General features: G+C 54.5%; 16 protein-coding genes. 13 read left to right on the top strand and 3 right to left on the bottom strand.

Annotated features, from left to right (window positions below):
* Positions 1-252 precede the first annotated feature (252 nt).
* The 3 genes from SH573x_RS26600 to SH573x_RS26610 all read right to left on the bottom strand — a co-directional run bounded on the left by SH573x_RS26600 (position 253) and on the right by SH573x_RS26610 (position 4175).
* A complete protein-coding gene (locus SH573x_RS26600; RefSeq protein WP_479351088.1) occupies positions 253-1737 on the bottom strand; it encodes a 3-keto-alpha-glucoside-1,2-lyase-like domain-containing protein in 1485 nt (494 codons plus the stop codon).
* A gap of 237 nt (positions 1738-1974) precedes the next feature.
* Positions 1975-3225, bottom strand: coding sequence for a glycosyltransferase family 4 protein (locus SH573x_RS26605; RefSeq protein ID WP_479351089.1), 1251 nt, complete (start codon positions 3223-3225; stop codon positions 1975-1977).
* On the bottom strand, positions 3222-4175 hold the full coding sequence (locus SH573x_RS26610; protein ID WP_479351090.1) for an NAD-dependent epimerase/dehydratase family protein: 954 nt from the start codon (positions 4173-4175) through the stop codon (positions 3222-3224). Before SH573x_RS26610 ends, SH573x_RS26605 begins: the two co-directional genes overlap by 4 nt.
* 518 nt (positions 4176-4693) lie before the next feature.
* Between SH573x_RS26610 and SH573x_RS26615 the strand changes: the two genes are divergently transcribed.
* The 13 genes from SH573x_RS26615 (at position 4694) to SH573x_RS26675 (ending at position 21081) form a co-directional block, all read left to right on the top strand.
* Positions 4694-5884: a glycosyltransferase family 4 protein gene (locus SH573x_RS26615; RefSeq protein ID WP_479351091.1), complete on the top strand. Its 1191-nt coding sequence runs from the start codon at positions 4694-4696 to the stop codon at positions 5882-5884.
* A gap of 17 nt (positions 5885-5901) precedes the next feature.
* Positions 5902-6834: a uracil-DNA glycosylase gene (locus tag SH573x_RS26620; RefSeq protein ID WP_479351092.1), complete on the top strand. Its 933-nt coding sequence runs from the start codon at positions 5902-5904 to the stop codon at positions 6832-6834.
* A 598-nt stretch (positions 6835-7432) separates the two neighbouring features.
* A complete protein-coding gene (locus SH573x_RS26625; RefSeq protein ID WP_479351093.1) occupies positions 7433-9190 on the top strand; it encodes a GumC family protein in 1758 nt (585 codons plus the stop codon).
* A 10-nt stretch (positions 9191-9200) separates the two neighbouring features.
* Positions 9201-10331 carry a sugar transferase gene (locus tag SH573x_RS26630; protein WP_479351094.1) on the top strand — a complete coding sequence of 377 codons (1131 nt, stop codon included), beginning with the start codon at positions 9201-9203 and terminating at the stop codon, positions 10329-10331.
* 25 nt (positions 10332-10356) lie between these two features.
* Positions 10357-11691 (top strand): lipopolysaccharide biosynthesis protein, encoded by a 1335-nt coding sequence (locus tag SH573x_RS26635; RefSeq protein WP_479351095.1) that lies wholly within the window; start codon positions 10357-10359, stop codon positions 11689-11691.
* Positions 11692-11759: 68 nt separating this feature from the next.
* Positions 11760-12752, top strand: a complete 993-nt coding sequence (locus tag SH573x_RS26640; RefSeq protein WP_479351096.1) for a polysaccharide deacetylase family protein — start codon at positions 11760-11762, stop codon at positions 12750-12752.
* Positions 12753-12756: 4 nt separating this feature from the next.
* Positions 12757-13563, top strand: coding sequence for a WecB/TagA/CpsF family glycosyltransferase (locus tag SH573x_RS26645; RefSeq protein ID WP_479351097.1), 807 nt, complete (start codon positions 12757-12759; stop codon positions 13561-13563).
* Between the two features lie 128 nt (positions 13564-13691).
* Positions 13692-14543 carry a purine-nucleoside phosphorylase gene (locus tag SH573x_RS26650; protein WP_479351098.1) on the top strand — a complete coding sequence of 284 codons (852 nt, stop codon included), beginning with the start codon at positions 13692-13694 and terminating at the stop codon, positions 14541-14543.
* Between the two features lie 140 nt (positions 14544-14683).
* Entirely contained in the window at positions 14684-15628 is a 945-nt protein-coding gene (locus SH573x_RS26655) for a purine-nucleoside phosphorylase (protein ID WP_479351099.1), read from the top strand.
* A gap of 161 nt (positions 15629-15789) precedes the next feature.
* Entirely contained in the window at positions 15790-16761 is a 972-nt protein-coding gene (locus SH573x_RS26660) for an NADH-quinone oxidoreductase subunit B family protein (protein WP_479351100.1), read from the top strand.
* Positions 16762-16825: 64 nt separating this feature from the next.
* The gene (locus SH573x_RS26665; RefSeq protein ID WP_479351101.1) at positions 16826-18448 is read left to right on the top strand and encodes a nickel-dependent hydrogenase large subunit; all 1623 of its coding nucleotides are present in this window, start codon (positions 16826-16828) and stop codon (positions 18446-18448) included.
* Between the two features lie 465 nt (positions 18449-18913).
* A complete protein-coding gene (locus SH573x_RS26670) occupies positions 18914-19774 on the top strand; it encodes a hydrogenase maturation protease (protein ID WP_479351102.1) in 861 nt (286 codons plus the stop codon).
* Positions 19771-21081 (top strand): tetratricopeptide repeat protein, encoded by a 1311-nt coding sequence (locus SH573x_RS26675; protein WP_479351103.1) that lies wholly within the window; start codon positions 19771-19773, stop codon positions 21079-21081. The genes SH573x_RS26670 and SH573x_RS26675 overlap by 4 nt, the downstream gene beginning before the upstream one ends.
* The last annotated feature ends 7 nt before the right edge of the window (positions 21082-21088 follow it).

Below are 21088 nucleotides of genomic sequence, written 5' to 3' on the forward strand. Positions count from 1 at the left end.
TGTTCTCGCACTGCGTTGTTGCGCCTCCGCTTCGTGGCAGCCCGGCATAACTGGGCTGCATACGACCAAAGAGAAAAGTGTCCGCCACTACTTAATTATACTACGCAGACCGGGCAGCGACTTCTAGTCTTGCACCCCCCAGGGTCCCGTAGCGGAAGCCGTCAAGGCTTTCGGATTCGACGACTCCCGTAGCGGAAGCCGTCAAGGCTTTCGACTCAGGCAATCAAAAACAACTGAGCGCCTGCGCCACGATCATAAAGCCCGGATTTTGATCTCGCGCCAGCGGACTTCGTAAGGCCCTTGGTCTTTAGGGATACCATGGACTTGCAAGCCGATAAAGCCAGATCGGAAACTGGCTGGGTCGACCAGGTCTTCAATTTTCTGGCCATTGACCCAGGTTTGAATACGGGCACCAGCGGCGCGAATGGCGTATTTATTCCATTGGCCTTTCTTGAAAGCCTCCATCTTTGGCTGCTGGGCGCTGATCCAACCGCGATCAGTGCCTTCGCTGTAGACGTAACCGGCAGTGCCGCCAGTTTCTATTTCGACTTGAGGACCATGGACGCGTCCATCCTTGTAATTTGAAAGACTACGCGAGCGAATTTGGACACCAGAGTTCAGCGCGTCGTCGACCTTAACTTCAAAGGTCAATTCAAAGTCGCTGTAGTTCTGCTCGGTACACATGAATGAGTTGGGACTGCCCTCTTGGGTTCGCCCTAAGACACAATTTTCTTCAACCAAGTAGGTGGCCGTTCCATTCTTCTGCGACCAACCACTCAAGTCTTTGCCATTGAAAAGTGATTGCCAGTTACTACCCGCAGTCGAGTCTGGTATCGCTTGGAAATCGATTTGAGCCAGCTTTAGTGGATCGCGATTTGACACTTGGCTACTGGACAGTTCCTCACTGGTGACCGGCGGCAACGTAACCTTGCCGGTGGCGGCCCACTGGGCGCCACGCTGCAGTGTTACTTGAAACGCCATGCCATTCATCGCCGTGACATCGTGGCCCATGGTCGTGTGAAAGACGCGACCTTTATCGAACTGAATCGCCATGAGAATCGGCTCATGTTCGCCGGTGCCGCCCGACTGTTGGCTGCTAAGAGCAGTGGCCAACACTTGCATATTCTCGGCCGGGCCGCGCAGTTCGGCATACAGCTCATCTTCAGCTTGCAGCCAACTGTTCGGCAGACCTGAAGTAATTGGATGCTCAGTATCGCGAACGACCACTTCGAAGGCATGTCGACGGCCATGACTGCCGCCACGGCCCGCCTGAGTATCACGCGCGATCTTGCCATCGCGCCAGCGTACATACGGGCCAGACTTTTCATTGCGCCCGCCCCAGCCACCGACGCCGATCATGCGGTTGTAGTCAGCCCATTGTGGAAATGAGTTGTCAGCTGCATGTACGCTGACAAAGCCACCGCCACCACGAACATAGTCACTAAAGCTGGCCATGGTCTTTTCACTCCATGGACTGCCGTTATAGTTCGAGACGATCACTGCGTAGGAGCTGAACTGGGGTGCAAAGCCACTCATCTCTTCAGGCTTGCCGGGTGCTGTCGCAACTTCGACTTCAAAAAGTCCGCATTCCTCCAAAGTGGCTTTGATCAATGGAGTGGTCCGCTTCCAATCGTGGTTGTTCTGGCCATCGATAATCAGCGCTTTGAGTTTGGAAGTGTCAGCTGGCAAGGTAGTGCTTAACCAACACACAGCCATGAGGCAAGCAAGTGTTCGCATACTGTCGATCCGGTCAGTAGGTGGGTTTAGAGGGAGGTTAGGTAGCCGCCGCTGCCAAGCGGTGGATTTCGCCGCCAGCCGAGTCCACCGTCTGGTGACGGTGGCTACCAAGCGTCCACCGTCTGGTGACGGTGGCTACCAAGCGTCCACCGTCTGGTGACGGTGGCTACGAATAGACGGCCAGCACTTAGTCTAACAAAACCTCGACCAGCCAAAGACAGTCGATTGACAGAACCGCTACGAGTGAGCCACTTTTAGATTGGCGGACTCTTCTTGCTCGCTGGGTGGTTGAAGCGGGCAGAGTCCCAAAACTTCACGATATACATCGATGGTCAGATCGGCTGATAGATCCCAATCGAATTGGGCCCGAACTTTTTTCAGGGCAGCCTGGCCCATGGCTTTCAATTGCGCTGGGTCGCTGACCAACTGCTCGAACGCTTGCCGCAGGGCAGTTGGATTCTCGGGTTCCACCAGGCGGCCGCAACTGTCATCGATCTGATAGGGAATGCCGCCCACACGGGTCGAGAGGACTGGGCGACCAGCCGCCATGGCTTCCAGCACGACCAGTGGTAGCGTATCGGCTCGTGAGGGAAACACAAATAAATCGGCGTAATGATGCAAGCAGCGAATTTCGCGATCGCTGATGAGATCGGTAAATACGATGCGCTGGCCACTCTGCGCTCTGGCCTGGTAACCGTCGTAGTCATAACTGCGCTTCCGACCACCGACGATCAAGCAATACGGCAGCTCGCTTTGCAGAAACGCATCCAGTAAAACATCCAGCCCTTTATTGCGGGTGTGATTGGCTAGAAAGAAGCACACTGGTACATCCGACTGTTTGTGCTCGGGCAAACCGAATTTGTTGCAAACTTCCGCCACCTCTGACTCGGGCGGCTCTGGATAAAAATCTTTGGCGACGCCGTTGGGTATGATCGAGAGCTTGTCCACTGGCACGCCTAGCTCGACCAATAGCGCATGATCCTGCGGGGCAAGGCAACAAATGTGGCTGGCATGATCAATCACGAACTGCAGCGGCCGACGCATACAGAAGCGGCCGATCAACTGCTGCAGCATGTTCAGTTGATATGCGGATTGCAGACCGAGAATTTCTACAAATCCGTGAGTCGTTAGCACATAGGGAATCTTCTTAGCCAAGCAGCGCCGCGCAATGCGCTGCATCTCGAAGGCGGGTATGGCGTTGTGGATGTGCACCAGGTCGTAAGCATCGACCAGCGACGCAATGTCGGAACGGTAAAAGAGCGTGCGGTACTTGTTGGGCAACCAGCCGCGCGTAAAGTCGATCGCCGTGCTGGCTCGGCGTTTGAAGACACTCAAGCCTTTGCAGCGTTGCTGACTGGTCTCGTCAGCCATCAACGCAACATCGATATCGCAGTGACGCAACAGCGACTGCGATATGGCCAGGGCGGCGTTGACCGCGCCGCTAGCCATCAAATGGGGAGGTATGACAATGGTGCCCAGAATCTTCATCGATATCGATCAATCCACTCAATCGGCAGGTCAGGGTTGTGCCACAGATCAGCCAAGGCCTGGCCGATAGACAATTCTGGTTGCCACTGAAACATTTGGCCGATTCGGGTAATGTCGGCCGACAGAAAAGGTCGGTCCGATGGTCGCATGCGCAGAGGATCGGTAGCCACGTTGAATTCAGGTGCTCCAACTTGACGCAACTGATCCAACAACTCTTTTACGCTCAGTGAGCTACTTGTACCCAAGTTGACAGTACAACTTTGGCTCGGTTCGATTTGTCCGGCGGTCGCGACTTTGGCAAACCCGCGCGCCACATCGGCCACGTGAACATAATCACGTTTGGCGTCAAGGTTGCCAAGTTGCAGTGTAGTTCGGCCGGCTTTTAATTGAGCCACAATCTCTGGTAAAACGTGTGGATTGGTTTCACCGGGACCTATCACGTTGAATAGACGGACTATTCCAGCCGCAAATCCGCGTTGTTTTGCAAAGTAACGCAGATACTGCTCACCCTGCAGTTTGGTCCAGCCATAGACATCCGCCGGTTCCGTGATGGATCGCAACTCGTCATGCGGTTCTGCTTCCGGTTGATAAACCGCACCGGTACTGGCAAATACCACTCGGCAACCCGCCGGCGCCGCTGCGCAAACGTTCGACGTTCCCAACACGTTAGTGGAAACGGCCAGTTCTGGGTCGCCCTCACACTCTGGAATAAAATGGATCGCCGCCAAATGAATGATGGCCTCGGGCTTAAACTCGGCCATCACTTGTCGCAAAGGAGACAGCTCGCGAATGTCCAGCCGTCGGCAAGACATCTGCGATAACTCGCGATCAGTAAATCGCCAGGTGCCATACCGCAAACTATCGACGATGCATACATCGTGCGAAGAAGCCAGCAGGCGACAAAGCGCTCGGCCAACGTATCCGTTGCCTCCCGTAACCAAAATCCGCATGTTCGTTCTCGGGGGTGCAAATCATGAAAACGCTAATAGTAATTCTGCAACGCAATATTTGAAGTGAGTGTCCCTCGATTTCCTAAGTGCTGTGAGCCAACCATCGTACTGCCTGGCTCTGCCAACGTGCTAGACGCCACGTTTCAAATTTAGAAGCTCTATTGGTCGGTTGATTGCTGAAGTTTCACCTGAAATCGCTGGCTAATCTATCGATCTCCGACGCAACTTCCTATTGCTGAGAAACGTCAGCCAGCCCGCGGGAACGGCTACGGGCTGAGTGCGCTCAGCTTTACACCCTAATTCCAGAAGTCGAGTTTTTGGCGTAAGTCCGCCAGTAATCTCTAATTTTTGGTTTATATTTTTAACCGACGATTGGTCCGACCTACATGGCTGCTTTGCGTCCGGACTTCAAAGTCCCCTGTACGCAGAGCGTGCTTCCGATATTTTGATCTTAAATTCTGTAGTTATCCTAGATGACAATTAACACCTCTCGTCTATTAACCAAATCGTAATTTCCCTTGAGCGATCTGAGTTCCTTGCCCGACCCCAAAAAAACAACGCTCACCGATGCCAGCGTCGTCTTTCTGGTCAACTTCCTCTCGCCTAACCTGGTCGAAGTCATGCGTGAAATCGCACGGCGCGTCAGACGGCTGGAGATCCTGGTATCAGTGCCAATGGAGGCAAATCGACAATTCTCGGTCGATAGCCAAGGCTTACAAGTAACCTGCCAGAAGACATGGACCAAACGCAAGATCGTAGCTCATCCGGGCGGCTACAGCGAAGAACTGTTCATCCACGTGCCTTGGGATACATGGAGCCAACTGCGGCGCATCCAACCCGATTGCATCGTATCGCTGGAGATGGGCATGCGCAGTTTGCAGAGTTCTATCTATCGACGTTTCCATAGATCGACGCGGCACGTGTTGAGCATCTACGGTTCGGAACGCAGTGAAGCCGGGCGTGGTCGACTGCGCACCTGGCTCCGTCGTCATTTATTGCGCTCGGCCGACATCATTACTTACAACGGTCCGAGCTGCCAGCGCTATCTTCTAAGTCAAGCCGCCCACATCTGCCGCATGTTACCTTGGAACTACGCAGCCGATCCGCAGAAGATCTATCTAGGACCAATCGTCGATGAGCAGCCACCCTCAATCACTTCACAGCTGCATCTGTTGTCGATCAGCCAATTGATCGCTCGTAAAGGCGTCGCTCGAGCCATCGAGCAACTGAGCGCCTGGGCTGTGCGCCATCTGCACATCCATATCCACTGGGCAATTGCTGGTACTGGCCCTCAAGCTGATGAACTTCGACAGATACAACTGCCCTCCAATCTCTTCATTGATTGGCTGGGACATTGCGATGTCGCTAAGTTGAAATCGCTCTACGCACAATATCCGATCAACTTCTTTCCGACCCTGGGTGATGAATGGGGATTGGTGGTGGATGAAGCATTGGGCTCTGGCCAATTGGTCTTGGGCAGTATTCATTCGCAAGCCTGTGAAACGCTAATTCGTCCTCAGCGCAATGGTTGGTTGTACAATCCAGACGACACAACCTCGCTAGCTCAAGCCATGGAGGAAATAATCCAAGTCGACCACGCAACTGTGAGACAGATGCGAACGTTTGCCCGTCACTCAATCCAAGATCGCTCGCCTGCGGATTCGGCTGAGCAATTTGTGGCTGCGGTCAAGGCAGCTCTGGTCAAGTAGTTTGTTATAATGTCGCCATGGACACGCCAATTATCTCCGATGCACCGAAACTGCGCCAAGGCTTGATGCAAATACTCGAGTGTTATGCAGCCGCTGGCCTGGTGCGCTTTAATACTCAGCCAGCCAATCCCGGCAACACTGCAGTGCTCGCGCCGCTGATGGGTGCTCAAGCGCACACCACAGACAGCCGTCAAGCCGCAGCCCAGCCCAAAGCTGAGCCTGCAAGCGTCGCTTCCGCAGCCCAGTCCGTAATCGAGTCCCCGACGACACCAGCCGCGACTACGCCGGCCATGACGCCACTAGCCACCGCTCGACATGCACCCGCCGCAGCCGAATTAGCGATGCCAGTGACCCCTGGCACCTGGCAGCTACCCAACATGGATAATGCGCTGCGAGTAAGCAAACTGGACGAGTTAGATGTCCAAGTTAAGGCTTGTCGCAAATGTCCGGAACTGGTTTGCTACCGTCGCCAAACTGTGTTCGGTGAGGGCCATATTCGCCCACGGGTTTGTTTCTTTGGCGAAGCTCCGGGTGCCGACGAAGATACGCAAGGCAGACCATTCGTGGGCCCGGCCGGCAAATTGTTGACCGACATCATTCGCGCGATGAAGCTGGCACGCGAAGAAGTCTACATCCTCAACTCGTTGAAATGTCGACCACCTCAAAACCGAACTCCACTGCCGGAAGAGGTCGACAACTGTCGCCCCTACGCCCTGACGCAACTTGAGATTTTACAACCTGAGTTCATCATCCTGCTGGGAGCAGTCGCCGTACGCTCTGTCCTTCAAAGCACGGATTCTGTCGGCCGGCTGCGCGGCCGCTTCCATCATTTCCACGGCGCCCGCGTCTTGGTTACCTATCACCCCGCATATCTGCTGCGAAATCCCGACGCCAAAAAACTGGTGTGGCAGGATGTGCAGTTGGTGATGAGCGAACTAGGCCTGGCATAGGTTTCAAGCCTAGATTTCTACTCCTACTCCTACTCCTACTCCTACTCCTACTCCTACTCCTACTCCTACTCCTACTCCTACTCCTACTCCTACTCCTACGAGTACGAGTACGAGTACGAGTACGCGTAGGAACCAGGCCTAAATCGAGCGCATACGGTAGTTCATCCAAAGTCTGGCGACTTCGGCTACGAGTAGTTCATCCAAAGTCTGGCGACTTCGGCTACATGTTTTCCACTTCTACGACATATTTTTATGGACTTTTTCATACAGGCTCTGGCTTTTAGTGGGGCATCCAACCACACTAGCGGCACTGTTATCACCCTTAGATCAGATCGCTAGCGGGCGACCTTCCGCCTCGGGCTCCGGTTTGTACACGTGAGGCTCAAACTAGGTAGAATGGTGGACACGCCCTTTGCCGAATTTGACGACCAGGGGGTTTGCAAAAGCTAGGTAAGTTTACAATTGCAGCTTTGTGCAGCTAGCAATCGAGCGCTGTTTGGTTAGTTTGTGAAGAGTGAACTCCATCAACCAACGCAAGTCGGATCCGATGGGTACACCACAAGATCCTTGGCTTCGTTCGGTTTCAAGGGATTGGTTAATGTCGACATCGTCACCGCAAGACTTCGTGACCCTCGCGGATATTGTTACGTCGCTGCGAAGTCGTTGGCTCGGCATCCTGGCTACCACGATCATGTTCTCGATGATCGTGGTCGTTATTTTGATGCTCATCCCCAACAGTTATCAGTCCGATGCGTTGTTATATGTACGTATGGGACGAGGCACTGTTTCGTTGGACCCGGCCACCACAGCGGCCAGCCAAACCATTTCGCTGATGGACCGTCGTCAATCTGAAATTAATTCTGTGCGCGAGATGTTGCGGTCGCGCGTCGTATTGGATCGCGCGGTCAAGCAAGTAGGCGTTGATCGATTTTTGTCCCACGAAACCTGGTGGAATCAAGCCCTCGATCGTGCGGGAGTTTGGTTTGAAAATTCCACCAACACATTGCAGGATCGTTTCCTCAAACATCGCATTATTGGTGGCGACAAGACACCAGCAGGGATGACGGCTGCGCAGTTCAAAGCTCAAGAGAATTTGGAGCTGGCGATCAAGCGGCTCTTCAGTGCGCTCAGCATCGACGCTGCCAAAGAAAGCTACACCTTGGGAGTCTCGGTGCGGGCATTGGATCCCGAACTAGCCCGCGATCTGTGTCAAGCGATCGTCAGCGAGTATCGCATGGTACACGTTGATGCTCACAGCATGGAAGGCTCGTTGCAGTTCTTTGACAAAGAGTATGAACTGTGTCAACAAAGGCTGGCTGCGACTGAAGCTGAACTGCGCGATGAAAAGAATCGCATTAGTTTGATGACTGTGTCCGGCAAGCAGGAATTGATTCATCAAGAGATTCGGCAGTTGCAGACAGACCGCCTGAAAGCCTCGGCTGAGTTGGCTGCTGCTCAGGGGCGCGACGCTGAGATCGATCGCAAGCTAATCAATATGCCGGACAAGCTGGATTTGGAGCAAACGTCGGGTGTCGCCAACGTGGCCACCGATGCCATGCGCAACCAACTGTTTGAACTGGAAATGATGGAAAAGGAGTTGGTCGGTAAATATTCGGGCGAGCATCCGTTGGTGGTACAAGTGCGCTCGAAACTTCGCGAAGCTAAGAACATCTTTGATCAACAGTCCGACGATCGAGTCTTGAGCAAGCAAGCTCTCAATCCCATTCGTCAAGAGATCGAGCTTGATCGACTCCGCAATCTCTCCGCCCTCGAAGGTTGGAAAGCTCAAATGGACGAGATCAATGGCAAACTCAAGATTGCCCAGGAGAAGGCCGCTCAGTTGAACACCGATGAATTGCGCATCAATGAGCTAGAACGCAGCGTTCAACTGGCCCGCAACGATGTGCTGACCTACGGTCGCAAGCGTGAAGAGGCCCGGCTGCTCAAGGAACTGGATCTGGGGAACTTCTCCGATATCTCTGTTCCGCAGCCTCCGATGTTGGTCTACAAACACGTCGCTCCCAAGCGCAGCTTACTGTTAGCGCTCGGGACGGCGGGATCATTTGTAATTAGTTGTGCCTTGGCCGTGTGGCGAGGCCCAAAGAAAATTCGTCAGCGATCGAAGGTCAGCTCGCAGCTTGAAACTGTAGTTGATTCCGATGATGCCTTAAGACCGGCCCTGTCTGCCAATAAACCGGCTGCCAAGAAGGCTTCGGCGATTGCTCGAACTGATACCGGCGATGCGTACATCGCTGGTCGTCCCTCCAATGTCAGAGGCGCTGCAGAGGACAACCAGGTAACTGGCGTTGCTCTGAGCGCGGATCGCCCGTCCGAACCGTTGGTGGAATCGCATTAGGTATTGCAACATGATGAGTTGGTTGAAACGAAGGACCGAAAGAAAGTGGACCCGTCGCACGACTTGGACTCCGCTGCTGATCAATCAGCGTCAGTTACAACGTGTGCTGTCCAAAGAGCGCATGCGAGCTGATCGCGAAGGCACCTGCTTTGGCTTGATCATTCTCCGTGTGGTAGATTTGCGCAACGTGCGCACCACTTCGCTCAGGTTAGCCAAGGTGCTGCATCGTCGTTTGCGCGAGACCGACGAAAAGGGCCACCTCAACTATGGGCGCATCGGTGTCGTGCTACCGTGCACTAACGAAGATGGCACCCAGTTCGTCTTAGCTGAGATACTCAAATTAGCTTCGGCAGCCCAGTTGCCTATCGAGGGTGAAGCGTTCGTCTATCCCGAGCGACCGCGACGCGTTGACAAATCGCACAGCGACGGCTCGCAGGATGAGACGGTGGAAATAATCGCCGAAGACAATACGGTCCCGCTGGACTCCGTTGAAGCCGAGCCGATTAAAGTCAGCCCGTTACCGACAAGTATCCTAGCCAGTGTTTATCCAGCATGGAAACGCGTGCTCGATGTCACCGGGGCGGCGATTGGTTTAGCGCTTACTTTACCGTTCATCTTGTTGGCGGCCCTGATCATTCGCTTGACCAGTTCGGGACCAGCTTTTTTTGCCCAGCAGCGCATTGGCTATCTGGGTCGTCCGTTTTGGATTTACAAATTGCGGACGATGATTGTCAATGCCGAAGAGATGCAGAGTTCGCTACTGGAGCGTAACGAACGCGATGGCCCGGCCTTCAAGATGCGTCATGATCCACGCATAACTCGCTTTGGACGCATCTTGCGTTCGACAGGTTTGGACGAACTGCCTCAACTTTTCAATGTGCTTATCGGTGACATGTCGCTGGTGGGTCCTCGTCCCTTGCCGGTGAAGGAAGCTGATCAATGCGAAACTTGGCAACGGGCTCGCATGCTCTCCAAGCCGGGGTTGACCTGTTTCTGGCAAATATCCAAGACGCGCAAGATGACTTTCGTGGAATGGATGCGGCTGGATATGCGCTACGTTCGAGCTCGCAATTTGTGGCTTGATTTCAAGTTGATCGTCAGTACATTTTCCGCCGTGATTTTAGGACGCGTCGGCCACTAGCGCCACCAGCCTTGGAGCTAGTGTTTTGTCATCGATGCCCGCACAGCAGCGTAAAGAGTTTGGTCCGAGTTGGTTGCCCTCTGGTCTTCGCGCGTGGATAGCCCGAGTGATTGGCCCCTTAGCGACGCTGGGCGCGTCGCTAGGTGCGTTTGTGTTCTTTGCCCTGCAAGGCATCCTACTGGCTCGCATGCTTGGCCCTGAGATGCGCGGTGCGTTTGCAGCGACCGTGCTCTTTCCGCAAGCTTTAGTGTATTTGGGATTGCTCGGCGCGCCTGAACTGTTCGCCGGCTACGCCGCCCGTGGTCTGAGCGATGCGCCACTACGACGGAGCGCGGCGCGATATGGTGTAGTGGCAGGTGGTCTGTCGCTGGCAGTCTGTTTGCTGCTGAACGTGTTTTTTCTCGGCCAAGAGTTTCGCTCAGTTTTACCATTGGCATGTTTATGCGCAGTGACTTTGCCACTGCAGCAAATACGCTTAGCCGTCGCCGCGGTCGATCACGGCCAACGCGCCCTGTCACGCTACAATCAAAGCCGAATTCTGGCGGCCGCGGCTTTTCCAATCGTCCTGATCGTGGCGTGGATGTTTCATTGGACCAGCCTCTCTGCGGTATGTGGTTTGTTTCTGTTCAGCCAGGCAATGGCTCTAATGCTGGCCGGTCGTGGCATGCATCAGTCGTGGTTCGGCCCAACTGCAGTAAGTGTGCCTGAAGCGATGGGCGAAGCTCGTCCGCTGATCGCCGCCTGGTTTGCCAGCGAGTTATTGGAACGCATCGATATGTGTTTGATGCTCGTACTGGTCAGCGACCATGCGGTGCTGGGATATTATGCAGCCGCTGTGCCGATCGCTGCTCTGCTGATCATCGTACCTAATGCCGCCAGTTTGTATGCCTTCAATCTCGGTGCTCGCAGTCACGAGATTCCGACGCTCGGCTCGGTATGGAAGATTTTGATTAGTGGTTTACTCATTCAAATTGTCTGTGCTACGGTCTTGGGTTTGTTGCTGCCCTACCTGGTGCCCATGTTCTATGGTCATCGATTCGACCCGACGGTGGTGTTCGCCTGGTTGCTGCTGCCAGCGGGCATGTTTCGCGGTCTATTGCAGGCTATCGATGGTTACTTGCGGGCTCGGGGTAAAGCGGTAGCCAGTGTGATCGTGCGTTTGGCCGGCACTTTGATCCTCATAATCGTCGCAACCTGTATGGGATCGACATTTGATACCTGGCAAATAGATCGCACCTACGCGGTACCGATTGGGCTGAGTATTGCTTTGGGTTTCTGTTTTTTGGTGATGTCTGGCTTGATGCTGGCCGACGTTTGGCGGCATCACCGGCATCCGACATCTGAGAGTAGTGTGAACTAAGATTCAGTGGCCACTGCACGCGTTCAGATTTTGAGCTCGCTACTGCTCCAATTGCGGAAAAAAGTTTGATGTTAAATCTGTCTTTGGATCTGGATAATAAGTGGTCGTATTTGAAGACCGCTAACAAGCCCGCGTGGAAAGAGTTTCCCTCATACTTGCCGACTGCCTGCGCGCACATCGAAAGCGTACTGGCGCAAGCCGCCGTGCATGCCACGATCTTTGTGGTCGGTCAAGATTTGCTGAGCGATCGAGATGTGGCCGCAGTCAAGGGACTGACGCGGGCTGGGCATGACCTGGGCAATCACTCCTTCCATCATGAACCATGGTTGCATCTGTATGATCGCGACAAGATCGCTTATGAACTTGACAAGACTGACGAGCTGCTCGGCCGGCTGGATGGTCAGCATTCGTTGGGTTTTCGCGGACCTGGTTACAGCGATTCGCCGTTGGTGCACCAGCTGTTGTGCGAGCGCGGATATCGCTTCTGTGCCTCGCAATTGAACAGCTGTGTTGGCCCTTTGGCACGCGCCTACTACTTCTTCAAAACTGGACTGAAAGCCGAACAGCGCAAAGGACGTGAAAAACTGTTTGGGTCGTTTGATGCAATGTTAGGCAAAAATTATCCCTTTCCGCTGCCGGTTGGTTCACCCAGTCTGTGGATGATGCCCGTTACGGTGATGCCGCTGTTTCGTACACCATTCCACTTTTCGTATTTGCAGTTTGCCGCCGAGAAATCTGAGCTACTAGCAAGGTTCTATCTGGCAACGTCCCTGCGACTGTGCCGACTGTGGCGCATCGAGCCTTCGATGCTGTTGCACCCACTGGATTTTTTGGGCGGTGATGATGAACAAGACTTGGCGTTCTTTCCAGGGATGAAATCTACCGGTCAAGTCAAACGTAAGCGCCTGATCAAATTCTTGCAGCAGATCACGCGATGCTTCGATGTTGAAACGCAAGGCGAAGCGGCAGCTCGATTAGATGGTCGCCCGTACTGTCGCCATGTGCAGTCGAGCCTCGACAGTCCCGCAGTAGCAGCTCCATCAACGTTAGTTGCCGAGTAATCCAATGATCGATCAAGGCAAAGTCAATTTGCTGGGCATACAGATCGCTGCGGTCGATTACGAAGCAGCGGTGGCGAAAATCGTGGCCGCTGCGCAGAACCAACAACCTTTGGGCGTCAGTGCGCTGGCGGTCCATGGGGTGATGACTGGCGTTTCGGATCGCGAACATTGTTATCGGCTGAATCAATTGGAATTGGTGGTCCCCGACGGCCAACCGGTGCGATGGGCCATGAACTTGTTGCATCGAGTCGGATTGCCCGATCGCGTCTATGGTCCCAACTTGATGTTGAAAGTATGTCAGGCAGCTGCGGCCAATGGACTGAGCGTGTTCTTGTTTGGCAGCAACGCGCAAACGTTGGCATTGCTGGCCAGCAATTTGACGGAACGTTTTCCAGGCTTGAAGATCGTAGGTCAGCGACCTTCCATGTTTCGTCGCTTGACGCCGGCTGAAGGGCAGGATCTAGTGGCCGAAATCAAACAGAGCGGTGCTCAAATCACCATGGTCGGAATTGGTTGTCCACGGCAAGAGGTGTGGGCTTTTGAATTCAAAGATCAATTGTCGATGCCAGTGTTAGCAGTGGGAGCGGCTTTTGCTTTTCATGCCGGCCAGTTGGCTCAAGCGCCGCGCTGGATGCAGGACCGTGGTCTGGAATGGTTGTATCGCTTTACGCGTGAGCCGCTGCGACTATGGAAACGTTACATGCTGCTCAATCCCGCCTATCTTAGTCTGCTAGCTTTGCAGGCGACCCGCTTGGTTACTCTAAAACCATCGCGCGGTCAACCACCACGTGAACCGATGCTGTACGGCTGAAGAACCAACAAGTCGTTCGTTCACTTATTGAACTTGCGCGTGAAACTTGGTTTAATGCCTGCTCTTGTCACACCGCTAAAGCAAGTGTGTGGTTTGAGCTCGTACTCCCAGGGATTGCTGCATCAATAATGCTCGAGTTATACGACCAGGTTCTGGACGCGTGTCAGTTCATTCGCAGTCAATGGAATCGCGATCCACATGCGGGCATCATTTTAGGCACCGGTCTGGGCCAGTTAGTCAATCAAATTGAGGTCGAAGCTGCGATCGATTACCAGCTGATTCCTCATTTTCCGAAATCTACTGCGATCAGCCATCGTGGACGGCTGGTGTGTGGCAACCTTTGCGGGTTGCCCGTCATGGCCATGGAAGGCCGTTTTCATATGTACGAAGGTTACTCGCTGAAGAAGATCACCCTGCCTGTGCGGGTGATGAAGCACATGGGTGCACAGTTGTTGGTCGTTTCCAATGCAGCCGGTGGGATGAATCCCTACTACAAAGGCGGCGACATCGTAGTGATCGAAGACCATATCAATCTGATGGGTGATAACCCGCTGATCGGCATCAACGATGACCGCTTGGGTCCACGCTTTCCCGATATGTGTCAACCATACGAACAACACCTGGTGGATAAAGCGTTGGAGATCGCTCGCCACCATAATTTCGTGGCGCACAAAGGTGTGTTTGTCGCCGTGGCGGGGCCGAACCTGGAGACGCGCGCCGAGTACCGATTCTTGCGTGCGATTGGGGCCGATGTAGTCGGCATGTCGACCGTACCGGAAGTGGTCGTCGCTGTCCACGCCGGCCTGCGCGTGGTCGGGTTCTCTGTCGTCACCGATCTTTGCTTCCCAGATGCGCTAGAACCGGCTGACGTGCAAAAGATCATTGCCACTGCCAATGCCGCCGAGCCCAAGTTGTCAGCATTGGTAACCGGCGTACTGAAATACGAGGCCGAGCGATTGCACAGTGCGACTACTGGGTAGCCACAGTCACCAGACGGTGGACGCTGGGTAGCCACAGTCACCAGACGGTGGACGCTGGGCTGGCGGCGAACTCCACCGCTTGGCAGCGTTGGCTACCTGCGACTGGCAACGACGCAAGTTTGTTTTCATAAGAGGCCGAGATGTCTACGGTGGCAGACAAGATTGTCAACAACGCGCAACCGAGAATGAATAGCCGAGCCTCGAATGAGGGCCAGGATTCATTGACAACTCGGATTCAGCAGTCGGTGGATTGGGTCTCGCGTCAACGTCTGTTGCAGCCTCAAGTCGCTATCATCTTGGGCAGTGGCCTGGGTGGTCTGGCCGAAGATGTTCAGCATGTCACGGCCCTAGGTTATGAAGAGATTCCGCATTTTCGCTCCACTCACGCAGTTGGCCATCAAGGACAATTGTTGCTAGGGTTTCTCTCGGGCGTCCCCGTGGTGGTCATGCAGGGGAGATACCATCGCTATGAGGGACATTCCGCGGCCAGCGTGAGTTTTCCGGTGCGTGTCATGGCAGGCTTGGGCGCAAAAGCATTGGTCGTCACCAATGCCGCCGGTGGTTTGAATCCACGTTATCGTCCTGGTGATTTGATGCTTGTTGATCAACACATCGATTGCTTGTGGCCACGTCATCACAGCCAGGTGGATGCGGCTGAGAATTTCCCAGTGCCGCAGGATGTCCCACCGCAAGCGTTTTGTGGTTCACTGCGTCAACATGCCGAAACCTACGACTCGATACTGATGGATCAGGCTCGACGAATTGCGCTGGGCCTGGAGATCAACTTGCAACGCGGCACCTACATCTCGACGCTCGGACCGACCTACGAAACTCGAGCCGAATATCGCATGTTTCGCTCGATGGGCGGCGATGCTGTAGGTATGAGCACGATTCCAGAAGTGTTGGCGGCGCGTCAGGCAGGCATGCGCGTCTTGGCCATGTCCGTCATTACCAACGTCGCCTGTACCGATCAAGCTCACGGAACTTCACACGCCGAGGTCGTTCAGTGCGGCCAGCAACTCGAGCCCAAGCTGCGAAAGTTGGTCGGCCAGCTCTTGGAAGAGATGGCCGGTCCAGCCGACTGACATCGGCCTCCTTTGTCCGCCGAAGCGATGCTGCTGTACAAAATACATAGTTCGTGCTATTCCCTCCGTGGCCGCAAAGGGCGATAACCATCCGCAATATGGATGGCGGAGGAATCTGACTCCGCTTTGATGTCGTCTTCATCTAATCTGCGGAGGTCGTCATGGCGTCTTTACTGTGGCTGCAAGGCGGAGCCTGTAGCGGCAACACGATGTCGTTCTTGAACGCGGAAGAGCCCAGTGCCTGTGACCTGGTGACCGACTTTGGCATTGATGTGCTGTGGCATCCTTCGCTGGGCGTGGAGATGGGCAACAATGTCCAGAGCATGCTCAAGGATCTGGCCAGTGGCCGCCGCTCGCTGGATATCTTCGTCTTCGAAGGTACGGTGATTATGGGCCCCTCTGGGACCGGTCGCTTCAATATGTTCGCCGATCGCCCGATGAAAGACTGGGTCCGCGAGTTAGCCGCTCAAGCTGGCGCGGTGGTGGCCCTGGGTGACTGTGCCTGTTGGGGCGGCATACCGGCCAACGCGCCCAATCCTACCGACAGTATTGGTTTGCAGTTTCTCAAGCGCGCGCATGGTGGTTTTCTAGGCAGTGACTTTAGATCCAAGTGGGGCTTGCCCGTGGTCAATATACCTGGCTGCCCGTGTCATCCCGATTGGGTGACGCAGATCCTGGTGGCCATAGCCAGTGGTCGGGCTGGAGATATTGCGCTCGACAACTTGCAACGACCGCAAACGTTCTTCAAGACCTTCACGCAAACCGGTTGCACCCGCGTCCAATTCTTTGAGTACAAACAGTCGACCATGGAGTTTGGTCAAGGCACGCGCACGGGATGCCTGTTCTATGAATTTGGATGTCGTGGTCCTATGACACATTCACCGTGCAATCGAATTCTGTGGAATCGACAGTCATCCAAGACGCGGGCCGGTATGCCCTGCACAGGTTGCACCGAGCCCGAGTTCCCGTTCTATGATCTGGCACCCGGGACTGTTTTCAAAACCCAGAAGGTCGGAGGCATCATTCCCAAAGATGTCCCTGAAGGCACAGATCATGTGACTTACATGGCTCATGCAGCAGCGGCCCGCGTGGCCGCCCCCAAGTGGTCCAAAGAAGATCTGTTTGTTGTTTGATTTTGTTTGACACTTCCCAGCAACTTTTGTCTCACTCTCGTCTCGTCGCCAAGGAGTATGAAGGATGGCTACAGCCATTGCCCCAGCTACACCCATGCGCATAAGTCCGCTGGGTCGTGTGGAAGGCGACCTCGATCTAAAGATCGAAGTCACCGGTGGCGTTGTTACCAATGCCTGGACCGAAGCCAGCATGTTTCGTGGCTTTGAGATCATCCTCAAAGGCAAAGATCCGCAAGCTGGGCTGATCGTTACGCCGCGCATTTGCGGTATCTGCGGCGGCAGTCACTTGTACAAAGCGTGTTATGCGCTGGACACTGCCTGGCAAACTCACGTGCCACGCAATGCGACGCTGGTGCGCAACATCGCCCAGTGTTGCGAGACCCTGCAATCGATTCCCCGCTGGTTCTATGCGCTCTTCGCGATCGATTTAACCAACAAGAATTACGCCAAGACCCCCGGATACGCAGAAGTCGTCAAACGCTTTGCGCCCTTTGTCGGTACAAGTTACGAAATCGGTGTGACGCTCTCCGGCAAGCCGGTGGAAGTCTACGCGATCTTCGGTGGCCAGTGGCCGCACTCCAGTTTCATGATTCCTGGCGGCGTTATGTGCGCGCCAAATCTATCGGATGTCACCCGCTCGATTGCGATTCTCGATTATTGGAAGCGCGAATGGCTGGAGAAATTGTGGCTAGGTTGTTCCATCGAACGTTGGATGGAAAACAAGACTTGGGCTGATGTATGGAAGTGGGCTGACGAGAACGACCAGCAGCGGAATTCCGACTGCGGACTGTTCTTGCGTTTCTCCAAAGCGATCGGTCTGGACAAATTCGGGCACGGCTGCGGACGCTTCTTGGCCACCGGTACTTACTTCGAACCATCGCTGTATGAGAAACCAACCATCGATGGTCGCAATGCGGCCCTCATCAATCGCGCGGGCGTCTACGATGGTCAGGCGTATCACGATTTCGATCATTTAAATGTACGCGAGTCCACTGCTCATTCGTTCTACAAAGGCACGACCTATTTGCATCCGTGGGAAGGCAAGACCGAGCCCATCGATCCGGCCGAAGGGCACAAGCAGCAGAAATACAGTTGGGCCAAGTCTCCGCGCTATGAAATACCTGGCCTTGGCTCCAGTCCGCTAGAAGCTGGACCACTGGCTCGTCAAGTGATCGCTGGCCGTCCTGGCGCTGCCACGCATCAAGACCATGATCCACTGTTCTTGGATGCGATCAAGAGCGACGGCCCCAATGTGCTGGTGCGTGTGATGGCTCGCATGCACGAAGCCTGCAAATACTACAAGCTGGCCCAGAAGTGGCTCAGCGAAATTGATTTGCATGACAAGTTTTATACGAAACCCTACGAGGCGCCCTCGGGCAAAGGTTTTGGTTCCACCGAAGCAGCTCGCGGCTCGCTCTCGGATTGGATCGTGCTGGAGAACGGACGCATCGAAAACTACCAGGTGATTACGCCTACAGCCTGGAATATCGGTCCCCAAGACGCGGCCCAAGTTCACGGCCCGATGGAACAATCGTTCATAGGTGCCAGTATCGTTGACCCAACCGACCCTGTCGAAATGGGACACGTTGCTCGTTCCTACGATTCGTGCCTGGTATGCACCGTCCATACCTATGACGCCAAGACCGGCAAACAACTAGCCCGCTTCCGCATGGGCGAAGGCGCGTAGCTAAGCACGTGGACACATCCAATTCGGGATTAGGGCACTCTTCGTGTCAGGGCACATTGAGCCCCGAACGAACAAAAGATTCTAAGAAAGAAAATATGGGCAGCTCTGCGGACGGATTTGCGTTGGTGCGGGACTACCGCCAGGCCGCCAGCGATCCTCATATCAAACCGAATCTGTAATCAGGGCCCATTTTCTCCAGCCAAAAGCCTACGAACTTGACACCATTACTGACAAGCAGCCCCACCCTCGTAGCAGCTAGGATCTCCATCCACCAATGCCTCCAAGCTTTAATTGGAATTGTTAAGCTCACTAAGTGTTATTCACTCGAATATGGTCTGTGCCAACCACTATCCTCGATTCCTGTTTGTGCCCTAATCCCGAATTGGATGTGTCCACGTGCTTAGCAGAATAGTTGGTGCATGCATAATTTGTACAACCTCGAACAGGCGCGCTCATTGACTTGAGTTGGCCAATTTCATTTGCGCTTATATGAACTTCGATCCATCCATACCGATTCGCAGTCATGCCCGTGTGCTGGTCATCGGCTGCGGTAACTTGCTGCGCGGGGACGATGCAGCTGGTCCGGTGTTGGTGCGCAGACTATGGCAACGCGGTTTGCCCGAAGGCATGCACTGTGCCGATGGCGGAACTGGAGGCATGGACGTCGCTTTTCAAATGCGTGGTGTAGAACATGTCATCCTGGTAGACGCGTGCACCACCGGTGATCCTGACAGCCCGCCCGGTACTTTGTACGAAGTGCCAGGAAAAGAACTCGAGCAACTGCCGCCGCTGACGGGAATCAACCTGCACTCTTTTCGTTGGGATCATGCCCTAGCGTTTGCCCGCTGGTTATTGAAAGAGGATTATCCTCGGCGGATAACTGTCTATCTGATCGAAGCCAAGTCTGACCAGCATGGTGCCGAACTAACACCCCGAGTCAGCCAGGCCATCGATCGCTTGGCAGAATTATTGTGTCCTTCCACTGCGAGCGACTCGATGATGGACAAGGCGACTTACGAGATAACTCCCGACGGCTACTTGCGAATGAGCCGGCCGCAAGCCGAGCGTTTCTTTCCTGAAGGTTCGTTGGTCGCCTTGCATCGCGACGGTGAGTTATGGTTGCTGCCCACGCGCGGACCAGCGGCAGGTGGTTTCTTGCTCAAACAACGCAATGCCCAGGGGGATCGCGCGGTGTTGCTGGCCGAGGTGTTTCAGTTCAGTTCGATTCCCGTTGGGCATTGGCCCGCTTATTGGGATCCGGCGGCCGGCGCCTTGCGTATGGATCTGAGCCGATGTGAATCCAGCCATCAAGAGGCATTAGCGTGATAACATTGCGACCGCAACCCATCGGCATTTTCGCTTACCCAGCGTCGCATCTATTGTTGCCCGATTTATCCGACGAAGTCGATAGCTTGACTCTGCGTACCGCCTTACAAGCATTGATGCTCGGTGATTTGTCGGTGGACCTGCCCGATCGGTGGCGCTTCTTCAAAGTGGCTGCAGACAATCGTATCGATGAGGCATTGAAACTGGTACGGCAACGCCAGGCCACCAGCGAAACTCGAGAACGCGACATATGGCTCTACAATGAGTTCGTCCTTGAAAGCACACTGGATCGATTGCTCATGTGTTGTGCTCAGTTACAAGATCCTCATCTGAAAGAGCTGCTAAAGGTCGCTGCCTACTCGGTAGGCCTGGTCGATCAACTGCCCGACGATTGGGCAGTTGATGGTGAGTTGCTCGCACATGCCCTGGCGGTAAAAGCTGCCGCGGAAGTGGAAGCCGGCAATCGAGCAGCGGCTCGCAATACGCTCAAAACTGCCATCGCGGCAGCCATGCCACACTCGCATGTGCTGGCTGCGCTGCTAATGGTCGAACACTGTGACGCGGCCCAAAGCACAGGTGCCCAGGCCGATGCGTGGGTAGTTCAAGAATTGCGCCAAGCGATCACTTGGGCGGAAGGTTGTCAGTTGACCGGCTTTCTGGCTGAACTCTGGATGAAGCTTGGTATAACCTTGCAGCAGTCCGCCGCTGGTGATCGCAGTCGCTTGCTGGAAGCGATCGCTGCTTATCAAGCCGCTCTGCGGATGGGCGTTGATGCCCAGTCGCGTCCTAATTCCTATGCGCTGCTACAAAACAACTTGGGGCTGGCGTATCTCTCGATGCCACAAGTCGAAACATCCCATCAACTCCGCTCGGCCATTGCCGTCCAGTCCTTTCGACGCGCGCTCGATGTACTCCAGCCCGAATCGGATATCGAACTGTGGGCGTCGATTAGCATGAACCTGGCCAGCGCGCTGGTCTATCTGCCGACCTCACATCCACAAGAGAACCTGGTCTCTGCCGTGGAACTGTACGAACAAGTCTTGGGCGTGCGCACCCGTGATCGCGATCCCGTAGCATACGCGCTGGTACTGCTTAATCAAGCCAATGCGCTAGCCCATTTGGGCATCTTCAAACCAGCCATGGAGAATCTCAGCGAAGCTTACAAACTGTTCCAGTGCCACCATCAAACCGAACAAGCTCAAGCGGCTCACGAACTCATGGAACAAGTGCACTTGGCCCGCGAGACCCAAGTCGTGACAGAGCAAGTTCTGACAGGATCGCAGGGTTCCGAAAACATAGCCGGATAAAACTAAG

The sequence above is a fragment of the Rania fehmarnensis genome (genome assembly GCF_056494185.1).

Bases quoted from the DNA above. Each gene is read 5' to 3' on its own strand.
- SH573x_RS26650 (WP_479351098.1), top strand. From the start codon at position 13,692: ATGCTCGAGTTATACGACCAGGTTCTGGACGCGTGTCAGTTCATTCGC.
- SH573x_RS26660 (WP_479351100.1), top strand. From the start codon at position 15,790: ATGGCGTCTTTACTGTGGCTGCAAGGCGGAGCCTGTAGCGGCAACACG.
- SH573x_RS26655 (WP_479351099.1), top strand. From the start codon at position 14,684: ATGTCTACGGTGGCAGACAAGATTGTCAACAACGCGCAACCGAGAATG.
- SH573x_RS26645 (WP_479351097.1), top strand. From the start codon at position 12,757: ATGATCGATCAAGGCAAAGTCAATTTGCTGGGCATACAGATCGCTGCG.
- SH573x_RS26610 (WP_479351090.1), bottom strand. From the start codon at position 4,175: ATGCGGATTTTGGTTACGGGAGGCAACGGATACGTTGGCCGAGCGCTT.
- SH573x_RS26600 (WP_479351088.1), bottom strand. From the start codon at position 1,737: ATGCGAACACTTGCTTGCCTCATGGCTGTGTGTTGGTTAAGCACTACC.
- SH573x_RS26625 (WP_479351093.1), top strand. From the start codon at position 7,433: ATGTCGACATCGTCACCGCAAGACTTCGTGACCCTCGCGGATATTGTT.
- SH573x_RS26640 (WP_479351096.1), top strand. From the start codon at position 11,760: ATGTTAAATCTGTCTTTGGATCTGGATAATAAGTGGTCGTATTTGAAG.
- SH573x_RS26605 (WP_479351089.1), bottom strand. From the start codon at position 3,225: ATGAAGATTCTGGGCACCATTGTCATACCTCCCCATTTGATGGCTAGC.
- SH573x_RS26620 (WP_479351092.1), top strand. From the start codon at position 5,902: ATGGACACGCCAATTATCTCCGATGCACCGAAACTGCGCCAAGGCTTG.
- SH573x_RS26665 (WP_479351101.1), top strand. From the start codon at position 16,826: ATGGCTACAGCCATTGCCCCAGCTACACCCATGCGCATAAGTCCGCTG.
- SH573x_RS26630 (WP_479351094.1), top strand. From the start codon at position 9,201: ATGATGAGTTGGTTGAAACGAAGGACCGAAAGAAAGTGGACCCGTCGC.